This is a genomic window from Wolbachia endosymbiont (group B) of Chorthippus parallelus (assembly GCF_947251815.1).
Taxonomy (GTDB): Bacteria; Pseudomonadota; Alphaproteobacteria; order Rickettsiales; family Anaplasmataceae; genus Wolbachia.
Genome location: NZ_OX366390.1, coordinates 485,234 through 498,533, shown reverse-complemented (window position 1 = coordinate 498,533; position 13,300 = coordinate 485,234). Strand labels below are relative to the sequence as shown.

Genomic DNA, 13,300 nt, shown 5'->3' with positions numbered 1-13,300 from the left:
AGATAAAGATTATATTAAAGCAATCTCGATGTAAAAGTATCACACCTTATGGAGTCTTATAATATAAGGTAAATACAATTAAGACTATTGCAACTTGAGCACTTATAATCCCATTGCTTTAGCTCTTTATTACAATCAGCACATTTCCAACCTGGATCAGGCACAGCTTCTGAGTCCATCCTGTTTAACCAATAAATTGCTTGATCATACTCTTGCAACATAATCTTGAGCTGTACCATAACAAGGTAGATTGATATGTAATTAGCTTTTTTCATAGCAATATCTAAATGCTGACTTGCAAGATCATATTTCCCTAAGCTAATTGAAGACAAAGCAAGCAAGCAATAACTAAAATAATAATCAGGGCGTAAGTTATATAGTCTTTCAGCGCCTTTATTATTTAACTTGATATACATTCTAGCTGATTGAGGAGTAGGATTTACTCTATACTCTTCCTCTAATACTGTGGAAGCTTTTCTGATTTTTTCAAGCTTGATATATAATTCTGCCTTTAAATAATTGATGGGCTGAAAAGTTGCATAATAACTTTGTGCTTTAGCTAAATAATCTATAGCTTTGTAAAAACTTCCTTTACTTTCGTATTGCTTTGCTAAAGCGCAATAAAAAACCGCTAACATCTTTTTACGATCAAAGGGAAGAAAAATATTGAATTTGATAGCTTCCTTTAACTTTGAAATTGCATTTATCCAATCTTCTTGCAATATACAATGCTCTATTTGAAAGGGAATAGACAAAATTTTATCATTAATTGAACTAGAGCAATATTCTATAAATTTTTGAAAGACTAACCTTTCTTGCTTTAGGTGAATAATCAGTTTATTGATCAGAAGTAGAGCTAAGTTGCGATTTTTACTTGCAATACTCGTTAAATTATGGCTGAAAAAGCTGTAATTTCCCGTTTTACCTGAATTAAAGAGCTTTACTAAAGATAATTTATCACTTTCTTCATTTAGATTTTTAATTAGCTTATTGGTGTTCTCTATATTACCTAAGTCTAAGCTAAAGAAAGCTTCAAAGAGAAGCAATTCTTCCCTACTTCTTCTTCTATTTTTTATGTTAGCAAATGTTGATGAAATAGAAGAACAAAAACGTGCAACTGCAATCAATAAAAATAATAAGACTACGCAAGCAAGAATAACGAAATATAGATCAATACTTATAGTGTAATTGCCTAATTCCAATTTTATTACTTCACCACTTACCTTGATCCATATGCCAAATAAAAACGAAAAAGCAAAAATTATAAAATAAATCATGAGATGTATTGTAATAAGTGACGATATATTATTGAAGTATTCTTGAAAGCTACAATAAAATCATTCAATTTATTAAGCCATGGTTTGAATTCTGGGTATGTTAAGTCACTTATTGCGGTGGCTATGCTTTGCCAATCATTATCGCTTATTGATTCTTCAATTTCTGCAAATTTTACCTTAAGTGGGTCATTTTGATTATCTATTTTTATCCAATTTGAAATGATTTTTTTTAACAATGTACTTTTATTGTAGTTAATAACAGTAATATTCTTCTCAAAAGATAATTTTAACTCGTGTAAAGTATCTACTTCTTTCAAATTTTCCAGTTCATTTACTGCATTTTCTATTTCTGGATCGTCAAGCTCTGATATCAAAGGCTTTATTGAATTTATATGATTATCAAACTTGGCTTCTCGCAATAACGAATTCTTCATCTTAATCACAAGTAGCAGCAACTTTGCGAGGTTCTTATGCCTTAAACTACCATCACCTTGCTCACATTGAGTGTGCAGATTTCTCTTTAAGTCAAATATCCTTTTCTCTACCCTAGATTGATTCACTTCAAGCAATACTCTAAGTTCATCCATCTTTTCCGTTAAACCATTTATACTATTTTCACTTTCTTGCTGATTTATTTTGAAAAATATTATGTTATTTATTGCAATATGGCTAACAAATAACAATATAATTAAGAACCAACCTATGCATTTTTTTCGAGTATCATTCATAACGTAATATCTCCGCTGGGTCTTGTGCAGCTGCCTGCAATGCAGGAGGAATTGTTGCTAAAAATGACAAGAACAATGCAAGTGCAGAAATGTTCACTACATCTTGAGAAACTAATATCACTGGCAAACTTGAAAAAAAGTATATCATAGGATCAAATAGCTTGATGTTGGTAATGTTTTCTAAAAACACTCTAATATTTTCAATATTGAGAGAAAAAACAACCCCTATAATAGAGCCAAGACAAGTTCCTGTAAAACCAATGAGCAATCCACAAGCACAAAATATGCGCATAATGCTTCCACTTGTTGCACCAAATGTACGCATAATTGCAATTGCAGATTTCTTTTCTTGCACTATCATCATCAAACTTGAAACAATATTGAATGCTGCTACAACTATAATTAAAGTAAGAATTAAAAACATCACATTTCTTTCAGTTTTTAAAGCATTAACATAATGACTTTGCTGAGATTGCCAACTCTCAGCTTTCATTCCTGTTTCTTTTGCTATAGCACTTGCTAGCTTATTAGCTGCAGCAATATCGTCTACGAATACTTCTATATTTCTTATACTATCTTTATAATTAAAAAAAGCCTGTGCTGATTTCATGGGCATGTACATCAAGGTATTATCATACTCAAACATACCCATATCAAATATTGCTACAACTTTATATTCTTTCATTTTTGGTATTTCACCAGACAGTGAGTCAAATCCTTCAGGTGATATAAGCATAATGTTATCACCATAATCAATATTCAAAGCTTCTGCTAATCTTGCCCCTATTATGATACCTTCATCGAATTTTTCCACGTTACCCATAATTACATTATTCTTAACGGTAGTATTATTAAGTAAGTCTTTAGTTGACACACCACGGACTACGCTACCCACAATTCCACCATTTGCTGCAACGATCACTTGATCATTGGTCATAGAAGTAGCTTTTAATACACCTGGGATTTTCTCAATAGATTTTAACACTGCGTGGTAATCTGAATTTATGCTTCTATCAAAGTAAACATTAATATGGCCATTAATGCCAAGTACAGAGTCGAGCAGCTTTGCTCTGAACCCATTCATTACAGACATTACTACTATTAGCGTTGCAACTCCAAGAGCAATACCAATAATAGAAAACAAGGCCATTATAGAGCAAAATCTAGAATTCTTTGCTCGCAAATAGCGAATAGCCATAGTAAATTCAAAGGCAATAGACATTATACTAAGATTTAAATATCATACTTTTTATGCTTCATATAACTGTAATTTTTCCTTTACCTCAAATTAGGTTGTCTAAATTTAGCAAGCTTATAGAATATATTCAATATTCTATATTAAGACCTTCCATATATATCGTCCAATCTTACTATATCATTATCAGATAAAAACTTTCCTACCTGAAACTCAACTATCTCAAGAGGAAATCTTGTACTTTTATTCTCAATTTTATGAAACACCTTCCTTGGAATCTCTACTACATGATTTTTTGTTATAGCATATGTTTTGTCATCTAAACTCACACATCCAACCCCTGATAGTATTATATGGTACTCATCTCTATAGTGGTGAAATTGCTTAGAAGTGCAGCTCAGTGGATTTATAAAAAGGTATTTTATAAGAAAATCCTTACCCATTAAAATCACACTATAAAATCCCCATGGCTTAATCTCTTTCCTTGTTGGCTTTGCTTCTTTAACTTTATTAATGAACAACATTAGGCTCTTATTTTGCCGTTTATAAACTCTACCTAATAAAATCTTTTCATCATTTTCTGTCATCAAAACTGGCTCTCTTCCTTTTGTTACATGCTGAAATGAAACTAAATTCTCACTAAATCTCTTACTCAGTTCTAAAACTGAACTCCAAGTACCAATATCCATCCAATCAAAATTAGCTTCTACCATTGCAATATTTTCTGCTTTTTCTATCACTAGGTGATCAATAGATGTATCACCCATTCCTGCACAATTTTGCTGTTCTAAATACAGAAATCTCTCTCGTGGTACAAAATGCTTCATACTTTCACAACATAAATTATAGAGAGTCGGAGCAATTTTTTTTATCTCATCTATATAGCGTTTTGCTCTAAACACAAATATTCCAGAGTTCCAATAATGATCGTTACTTACCTTACGCTCGGGTTTTTCTGTAAAATCTTTTACTATATGACATTTTTCTTTCTGACCATATACTGCATTTATATAGCCGTATTCCGAATTGAATTCATGAGGCTTTATCCCAAAAGTGACTATAGAGTCAGTTTCAGAGGCTAGCTTAGACGCTTTCTCAATAGAAACATAAAAACTATTCAAATCACCTATAAAATGGTCTGAAGGCAGAAATAAGATTGTCTCGTTCCTATCGCAGAGAAGCACAGCAATTAGTATTGCTGCCGCTGTCCCAATTTTAACTGGTTCAAAAACTACTTTACATTCCTGTAATGCATGTAATTCCTGCATCAATAATGACTCATATTGTATATTTGTGGTAATGATGGGTGGCATATAATCGCCTTTTAGCCTCAACAAAGTGTTGTGAAACATAGTATTCTGACTAAATATTTTCTGAAATTGCTTTGGCTTAGATAGAGGCCAAAGTCTGCTGCCACTACCACCACACAGTATTACAGGGCGCATTTAATTAAGATATTAATTATTTGATTAATATCTTATACTAACGGCAAAATGCATGCAAGTTTTTATTGTGAGATGATTAAAGTAAAAAGTAATTTAAAGTGATGGTTGACTACGAGCGTGATGGAGTCCCTACATTTCGTGATGAGTCTTGTCTTCTTTCTATCTCTCTATCAATATAAGGAGTGTTGCTTTTTTGATTAACGGCTGCAGTTACTTTTTCATCAGTTTTGTTTTGCAACTTTTCCTTTAAGCTTTCTCCAAAACCTAGTTCTCTAGATTTATCTATACTTTCACTATTTTTGCTCAACCCCTTCTCTAAGTTTTTTTCAATATCTGATTTTCTAGCGTTAAGCTCTTTCCATGTACCCGCTATGCTAAGTGGCTTATGATCCTTCTGCTTCGGCTTTGGCCTTTCCCCATTTGTAACAACATTAAAGTCGCTTTTTACTTCTTTCCAACATTCTTTCAATTGGTGTTTCCACATAGTAAGATAAGCATCACCATACTTTTTCTCATTTGCTACAAACAATAAAATTGGAGCCTTAAGTATGGTAGCTCCCATATTCACTAAATTTTTTACTGCCATTGCAGGGGTGAACAAAAGATAGCCAAAAGATTTTGCAACTCGATTTTTTCTAGCTATCAAATTCTCTCCTAATTTAATAGGAATAAAAGTCAGCATTCTAGCACAAATTTTAGCTAAACCCGCAGCAAAAACAATAGGAACAGATATAAGACTTTTATCTAGCTCTAGATTACCATCCTGATCTCTAATTTCTGAAAAATGGGTGCTTAGCTTCTTGTAATCACTAGCGTATAGTAATTTTCCATTTCTTCCTTTTTCATCTCTATCTTTCTCATCAACTTCTCCCGTGTCATCATTGATGAAGCAACCTTTTTTAGCAAGAAAAGAAGAATTAGTTAATCTAAGTAACTTAGTATCAACCTCAAAGACCGGCAAGTGTTTTTCAAGATCTATTTTTGAAAACTTAAATGGCTTATAAAATTTACTATAATCATTAACCTCACGCCTACCTTTACTAACTAAAAAGTCAATAGTAAAGTAAGATTTTTTATCAATTTCCTTAACCAAGGCTAGATCAAATTTGTATTCATTATATATAAGCTGGTACTCTGGATTTCCGTCTTTATCTTTTACAAGCTTGTCATTTTTTTTTACAACTCTCCCAGAATCTACAATCTGATCATAATTTTTTGGATATTGACACTTTCGTCCATCCTCATATATCATTACCTTTCTAAGGTCTTTGACATAAACTTGAGATTCAGATGAAGCAAATAAACCTTTTGCTTTAAGCGTAAAATCTGCTACTCCTTTTTTTAACACTCTGAACATGTTGTCAAACCAAAATTGCTATAGTTCAATAATAAAATTAGTAAACTAATAATATATTAACACAGAACTAACAATTTTACAAGAAAATATGCCTATAAAAGAAAAAAGTCGTAAAAGCAAGGACTATATAAGTAATGCTTGATAAGTATTTTATGCATGTAATTGTAAAAATTCTTAGAGGTACGCTGTCTATATAATCTTCACACACCACCTGCATTCCAAGAACTGCATGCCAAAAAATGCAAAACACCAGTATAACAAAAAACAAAAGCTCTAGTGGATAATTAATAAATTTCTCACTAAAAGACAAAGAACTATCAGTATAAAATGTGCAAGAAAACGAATAGATAAACCAAGGAAACAGGAACAGTAAAATTACCGCAGAAACACGCTGGATCCACCAATGATGTACTGAATTTACAGATTGACTCATATACACATAAATAAAAAAGCCATAGTAGAAAGAAATAGCATTATTGTTACTAACATAGCACTTTTTGAAACACTAGCAATTTCTAAATTAAGCCCAGCATCCCACAGTAAATGACGAATACCATTAAGAAAATGATACATAAAGCTTATAAAGCATAAGATATAAGCTAATTTAGCAAGGGGAGTGAACAATAATACATTTAAGCACCTTACTACAACTAACTTAGGGGAGTAAACATATAATATAAAGTACCAAGAAAGTATGATTAATAAAAGAAATAGCAAGATACCAGTCAATCTATGCATAATAGAAAAAAAACTAGTAACTTGTACTTTATATATTTGTAAATGTGGAGAAAGAGGCCTATTACTCATAAAGTTTCGTTATCGAGAAATTAAAAAATAAAGTAGAAGTAAAGACAGCAGTATAGTACATAATGACACTATTATTTGAAATGGTGAATTACGTACAAAGCCTAAGGAGGTAATCCAGCTGCAGATTCCCCTACTGCTACCTTGTTACGACTTCACCCCAGTCACTGATCCCACTTTAAATAACTCCTTCCTTGCGGTTAGGCCATTAGCTTCGAGTGAAACCAATTCCCATGGCGTGACGGGCAGTGTGTACAAGACCCGAGAACGTATTCACCGTGGCATGCTGATCCACGATTACTAGCGATTCCAACTTCATGCACTCGAGTTGCAGAGTACAATCCGAACTGAGATGTCTTTTAGGGATTAGCTTAGGCTTGCGCACCTTGCAGCCCATTGTAGACACCATTGTAGCACGTGTGTAGCCCACTTCATAAAGGCCATGATGACTTGACATCATCCCCATCTTCCTCCAGCTTATCACTGGGAGTTTCCTTAAAGTGCTCAGCATTACCTGATGGCAACTAAGGATGAGGGTTGCGCTCGTTGCGGGACTTAACCCAACATCTCACGACACGAGCTGACGACAGCCATGCAACACCTGTGTAAAATCCGGCCGAACCGACCCTATCCCTTCGAATAGGTATGATTTCCATGTCAAGAAGTGGTAAGGTTTTTCGCGTTGCATCGAATTAAACCACATGCTCCACCGCTTGTGCGGGTCCCCGTCAATTCCTTTGAGTTTTAATCTTGCGACCGTAGTCCCCAGGCGGAATGTTTAACGCGTTAGCTGTAATACAGAAAGTAAACTTCCCATATTTAACATTCATCGTTTACAGCGTGGACTACCAGGGTATCTAATCCTGTTTGCTCCCCACGCCTTCGCGCCTCAGCGTCAGATTTGAACCAGATAGACGCCTTCGCCACTGGTGTTCCTCCTAATATTTACGAATTTTACCTCTACATCAGGAATTCCTCTATCCTCTTTCAATCTCTAGATTAATAGTTTTAAAAGCAATTCCAAGGTTAAGCCTCGGGATTTCACTTTTAACTTATTAATCAGCCTACGCGCCCTTTACGCCCAATAATTCCGAATAACGCTAGCCCTCTCCGTATTACCGCGGCTGCTGGCACGGAGTTAGCCAGGACTTCTTCTGTGAGTACCGTCATTATCTTCCTCACTAAAAGAGCTTTACAACCCAAAGGCCTTCTTCACTCATGCGACATGGCTGGATCAGGCTTTCGCCCATTGTCCAATATTCCCCACTGCTGCCTCCCGTAGAAGTCTGGACCGTATCTCAGTTCCAGTGTGGCTGATCATCCTCTCAGATCAGCTATAGATCATTGCCTTGGTAGGCTATTACTCCACCAACTAGCTAATCTAATATAGGCTCATCTAATAGCAATAAATTTTTCCCCCGTAGGGCGTATACGGTATTAGTTGCCGTTTCCAACAATTATTCCGTACTACTAGGTAGATTCCTATACATTACTCACCCGTCTGCCACTAAGTTATACCATAGCAAGCTATAATATAACTCCGTTCGACTTGCATGTGTTAGGCCTGCCGCCAGCGTTCATTCTGAGCCAGGATCAAACTCTCAAATTTAGACTTCAACCTATAAAAGGTTGAGGGTACATCGGATAAATCCGACAAAAAATAATTTAGCTTAATACTGCTGTCTTTATTTCTACTTTAGAAATATTTTAATCTCCAACTATTCAAACAACTTTGAGAATATTATTATGTGATATAATCACTATGTCAATATGTTTTTGCAAATCAAAAGCATTAATGTATAAATATATAACTATTTGGAATATTACCATGAAAAAATACATCTTTCTGCTTGCACTCGCACCAATGTTAGTTGGCATCACATTATACTTATTGCGCAACATTGATAACAAAAAACAATCTATAACTGCAGGTGACAAATTTTACGAAGTATTATTCTTAAAAAAAGATAGTAAGCCGCTGCTAGAAGAAATAGATTCAAACTGGGGATATTTAGCAAATTTTGAACACGCATTCAATCATATCTCAGATTCAATGCCAACAGACATAGCATCTATTATTTATAATGATTTGGCAGATGATAAAGATGCTCCTAATGTTTTGCGTGAGTTAGCACAATACTTAGAGGTAATGAGCTTACTTCACTCCAACGATGAAAAAATAAATAAAGATAAAATTGATAATTTAGAATCAAGTGCAGTGTACCCTTATTCAAGCCAAGAAGCTATCGCTGTAGTAAAGATACATAATAACGACATTAAAGGTGCAATTGAAATATTGCATTCATTATTAAATGATAGAGAATGTCCTACTCTAATCAAGGCCAATGCACAAGAATTACTTCTAGTATACGAAAACTAAAAACTTGCTTGCATAACAATTTGGCAGCGCATCCGATGAAATAAAGAGCTTTACTTGACAAGCCTCTCTATTTTATTATAGCACTAAAAGTAGTTATGACTCAAAATTTGTTTTTGACCTGCAGAATCAATCACAAAATCCAGTAAAAACTTAGGTGTTTATTGGTAGATTACGTAAAATTATAGCGGTTTTTTTAAATTTTTTCTATACTCAGCCAAGTCACGCTTGTTAGAACATTATTACAGCACCACTTACAGTAATATAGAGTCAAAACTTTACTACTCAGAGGTTCTTTTACCTTTTTTATTTAATAAGACTTCTCTATATTTATAGTTAATATATCAAAGAATAAACTTCACTAGTAGAATATCATTCTAGTATTAGAATGACAAAAAGAGAATAAAATCGCAACAGCTACGTATCAAGCACCGTCGTATTTTCTCTATGTTTTAGATTACTTTGTTCCCACTGCCATTAAGTTAAGGGAAAGAGAAGTTAAGATTGGACAAAAAATTTGAAGTGATTGATAATTATGGTAAATACTAGGGTGAATTTTTAAGAAAAGGGAGTCTGAAAAGTGCAAGTTATTTAAAAAAGTAATAATTGCAGGTTATTTTGCAAAGAATGTACTAATGCAATGATACTGAAAAGATATCTTGAATTTAAAACACATGTTTTCTAGCTCTTTTCTGGTAGTTGAGTGAACGAATATCAGATATCTTATGACGATCAACTCTTCTCCCTTTTCTCACCACTAAAGTGTTCATCAAAAATAACTGTGATAGTCGATCCATAATGCAGTCTATGTCTGACTCTGTAGAAAAAATATCAAAGGCTAAGTTTTTAATCGCATTAAATGAGACAGATTTATTGATGCTTTTTTTTAGTTTACTATTCTGTGCGCTCAATGTCTCTTCATCATCTTCTATCATGATACTTTCTAGATTACTGATGAAGATAGTTGACCAAAAATCCTGCTTGATAGTTTCAATACTTTTTCCTGTGAAATTCTCTAAATTTAATCTTCCCTTCAGCCTAGAAAAAAATGTTTCTACTCCCCAGCGCAAGTAATATAATCTCTCAAACTCTTCAACTGTAAAACGTTTCTCATCTAACAGAGATGTTACTAACACTTCAACTTCGCCAGAAGAAAGTATTATTTTGACTAACCTGAATTTCATCTCATCAGGTAATCCTAGCTTTCGTAGCTGTCTTGCTACTTTAATAGGTGCGGTAGACACTACCACCGTACTAGATGGGCTTTCCGGCTTAAACATAGCGTTTATTTCATTGAAAGACGAACTTGAACAGCGAATTATATAATTGATTTTCCTTCCTGTAAGCTCAGCAAGAAATCGATAAGATACGTATCCTCTATCACAGATTAACAAATCGTCTGATTTTATGGATTCAAGCATACCGATTGCTAAATCAACCTCATAGCTGTCACCTCTACTTAGCACAGATTTTATTGCAATATTATTTAGCACATCGTAGCAAACTTCAAAGGTTGCACTTGTATAGTCTTCAAATCTCTGGATTCCATTCCATACTGCTCTTGAGCCAAACTCACCTATTATTTTGTCGCTCTTTGGCAGAATCTATAATGCACCCATTTGTCTAGACCATTTTTTTCAAAGTGATCCGATTTTTAAAATGAATATGTTGATAAATACGTCGACACACATTTAAAGTATTTATCAATATATTCATTTACTGTTTATGATAATAAAGATCAGCAGGAACTTTATAATGTAGAGTCTGATGTCGCCTTTTATAGTTATACCAACCAACAAAATCGTTTATTATAAGATTCAAATCTCTGATACTATTTGGTCTATAATAATATATAGCTTCTTGCTTTAAAGTTCTCCATAAACGCTCAACAAATATATTGTCGAAGCAACGTCCTTTATGATCCATACTAATTTTAATATTAGCACGCTCTAATTCCATAATAAAGTTGTAGCTAGTAAACTGCACTCCTTGATCACTATTAAAAATCTCAGGTTTACCTTGTTTTAGAGCTTCTTTGAGAGTATAAAGGCAAAATCCAGCATCGAGATATGGTGATAATGAATGAGCAATAATATAGCGACTATACAAGTCCATTATTGCCACAAAATAGACAAACTTACCTTCTACCATAATATATAGTAGCCCATACCTGATTAACTCTACAAATAATCAAATCTTTGAGTAAATAAGGATATATTTTATGCTTTTTTTCTTTAATACTTGTATTACATCTTTTTCTACAATACAGCCCACTAATCTTCATTTTTTTCATAATTCTTAAGATTTTTTTGTGATTGACTACTACTCCACTCGCTATGATTTCAGCAGTAATTTTACGATATCCATAACGGCAATCAGAAGCCAAATATACTTCTTGAATCAAATTTCACTTTCGTTATTAATTATATGCCTATAATATAGGCTAGATCTGCAAATCCCCAGTAAATCAGCCTGTTTCCTAATTGATAGATCAGAATCTTTTTCTATAAACCTTACTCTATCTTTTTTGCTTATTTCAGTAATTTTTTTTTCAAATAACTATTTTCCACTGTCAATTCTCCTATTACTTTATGTAAACTTTCTATTTCTTGCGCTAAGATTCTTTGTTTTCTCGCACTTTCACTTTCTTCAACAAATAGGTCTTTTAACCTTGCCAATACTCTATCACGCCAATCATATAGATTTGTTGATGGTATTTTATATTCACTACATATCTCAGATGTGCTTTTTTGATTTTTTATTGCTTCCAAAGCTATCTTTGCTTTTAACTCTGGTTCATATTTTTTTGTTGCCATACTTTTACCCCTTTACCTTCCTACTCGGATCAACCATTTTTTTTTGGTCTAGTTTATGGGGTGCATTATAGGTTTTGTGAGTATGGGTTTTGCATTATAGAATGAAGTGTTTTTGGTTAAGAAAACTGGATTCCAGTGCTTACTGTACAAAAATTGTAACTTAATTCCATAAGGGAAGGTGTCATTCCAGCGCTTACTGTAAAAACATTGTAACTTAATTCCATAAAGGAAGGTGTCATCCCAGTGCTTGACACTGGGATCCAGTTTTTTCAGGATCATCAAAACGTTGTATTTTAACATAAAACGGCTACTTTTATGCTTACCAACTTAATAAAATTCCTGGATCCCAGTGTCAAGCACTGGGATGACAAGAAAGAGCTACTGGAACGACATCATTATAAAGTGAACCAGTGTCTGGGGATGGGATGACATCTTCTTGACAGATAATGTTCGTACAGTAAGCACTAGGATGATACCATCTGTTGTACCTGCAAATTGCAATCTTCGTAACCGTATCTGTGAGATGGAAAAAATTCAAATTATAAATGAGTTGTATAATAGTATTTATGCAGCATTAAAAGCAAACTCTGATTTAAAGAAATATGTTACTAACATCTATGATTACCTGCCTAAGCAGGTTACTATTCCTTATCTGAGATTGCGCATAGTAAATTATGTTAACCTGCATATGCTATCTAACTTTGCTACAAAAGTAAGATTTTCATGTGACATATATACTATATAGGCAGTATGCTTGCCGCTATAAAGCACGTTAGCTTGGTGGTAAAGAGCATTAGTAGTGAGACCATTTTAGAAAGTAGTTGTGCTATGAATCAGCATGATGAAGTTTTACATTCAACAATTAATTTTGATATTTTAATACAAGGAGGTAGCGATGAGCAAATTACAGCTGAAAATTAAAGGTCATGACAATAATTTTGTTGTGCTGAATAATATACGAAACTTAAGGTTTACTTTGCGTAATAACAAAGAGGAGATGAAAGATATTTCCTCTTTTGGCTGGAGAAAAGTGCTTGATTGTGCTGGAAGTAGAAAGATTACAATAAAAATTAATGGCATTTTAAATTCAGTATTGGCTGATGAATTATTGCGTAATTCTGCAATGTTAAACTCTAATAATGATTATGAGATTAGTTTTAATGCTAAGGAGAAGATAAAACTCAGGTGTTCGGTTGAATTGTATGAGAGATATTATGATCCTGCCACTTTTGACAGCTTCACTGTAGTTTTAGCCAGTGCTGAAGTTGTGAACACTTTTCATTAGTGTTAATTTAATTTTT

General features: G+C 33.5%; 9 protein-coding genes, 1 rRNA gene and 3 pseudogenes. 3 read left to right on the top strand and 10 right to left on the bottom strand.

Going from position 1 to position 13,300, the window contains the following annotated elements; genetic code table 11:
* Window positions 1-56 precede the first annotated feature (56 nt).
* The 8 genes from OPS21_RS02145 to OPS21_RS02110 all read right to left on the bottom strand — a co-directional run bounded on the left by OPS21_RS02145 (window position 57) and on the right by OPS21_RS02110 (window position 8,415).
* Complete coding sequence (locus OPS21_RS02145) at window positions 57-1,277, bottom strand: tetratricopeptide repeat protein (protein WP_010404310.1); 1,221 nt, start codon at window positions 1,275-1,277, stop codon at window positions 57-59.
* Window positions 1,274-2,005: a hypothetical protein gene (locus OPS21_RS02140; RefSeq protein ID WP_264336819.1), complete on the bottom strand. Its 732-nt coding sequence runs from the start codon at window positions 2,003-2,005 to the stop codon at window positions 1,274-1,276. The genes OPS21_RS02145 and OPS21_RS02140 overlap by 4 nt, the downstream gene beginning before the upstream one ends.
* A complete protein-coding gene (locus OPS21_RS02135; protein ID WP_264336818.1) occupies window positions 1,998-3,227 on the bottom strand; it encodes a lipoprotein-releasing ABC transporter permease subunit in 1,230 nt (409 codons plus the stop codon). The genes OPS21_RS02140 and OPS21_RS02135 overlap by 8 nt, the downstream gene beginning before the upstream one ends.
* A gap of 116 nt (window positions 3,228-3,343) precedes the next feature.
* Window positions 3,344-4,645, bottom strand: a complete 1,302-nt coding sequence (locus OPS21_RS02130; protein WP_265027692.1) for a sugar phosphate nucleotidyltransferase — start codon at window positions 4,643-4,645, stop codon at window positions 3,344-3,346.
* A gap of 109 nt (window positions 4,646-4,754) precedes the next feature.
* Entirely contained in the window at window positions 4,755-6,002 is a 1,248-nt protein-coding gene (locus OPS21_RS02125) for a hypothetical protein (RefSeq protein WP_264336816.1), read from the bottom strand.
* A gap of 76 nt (window positions 6,003-6,078) precedes the next feature.
* Complete coding sequence (gene sdhD, locus OPS21_RS02120; RefSeq protein ID WP_264336815.1) at window positions 6,079-6,435, bottom strand: succinate dehydrogenase, hydrophobic membrane anchor protein; 357 nt, start codon at window positions 6,433-6,435, stop codon at window positions 6,079-6,081.
* Entirely contained in the window at window positions 6,432-6,809 is a 378-nt protein-coding gene (sdhC, locus tag OPS21_RS02115; RefSeq protein WP_264336814.1) for a succinate dehydrogenase, cytochrome b556 subunit, read from the bottom strand. The genes sdhD and sdhC overlap by 4 nt, the downstream gene beginning before the upstream one ends.
* 102 nt (window positions 6,810-6,911) lie before the next feature.
* Window positions 6,912-8,415 (bottom strand): 16S ribosomal RNA (locus OPS21_RS02110).
* A 153-nt stretch (window positions 8,416-8,568) separates the two neighbouring features.
* Here OPS21_RS02110 and OPS21_RS02105 point away from each other — a divergent pair.
* Window positions 8,569-9,186 (top strand): hypothetical protein, encoded by a 618-nt coding sequence (locus OPS21_RS02105; RefSeq protein ID WP_264336813.1) that lies wholly within the window; start codon window positions 8,569-8,571, stop codon window positions 9,184-9,186.
* Window positions 9,187-9,848: 662 nt separating this feature from the next.
* Here the strand turns inward: OPS21_RS02105 and OPS21_RS02100 are convergent.
* A pseudogene (locus OPS21_RS02100) lies at window positions 9,849-10,787 on the bottom strand (IS4 family transposase); the annotation flags it as partial.
* 112 nt (window positions 10,788-10,899) lie between these two features.
* A pseudogene (locus OPS21_RS02095) lies at window positions 10,900-11,999 on the bottom strand (IS3 family transposase).
* Between the two features lie 523 nt (window positions 12,000-12,522).
* Between OPS21_RS02095 and OPS21_RS07970 the strand changes: the two are divergent.
* Together OPS21_RS07970 and OPS21_RS02085 are read left to right on the top strand one after the other, a co-directional pair.
* Window positions 12,523-12,920: pseudogene (locus tag OPS21_RS07970) on the top strand (DUF3168 domain-containing protein).
* Window positions 12,895-13,284, top strand: coding sequence for a phage tail tube protein (locus OPS21_RS02085; RefSeq protein ID WP_007302803.1), 390 nt, complete (start codon window positions 12,895-12,897; stop codon window positions 13,282-13,284). Before OPS21_RS07970 ends, OPS21_RS02085 begins: the two are co-directional and overlap by 26 nt.
* Window positions 13,285-13,300 lie beyond the last annotated feature (16 nt).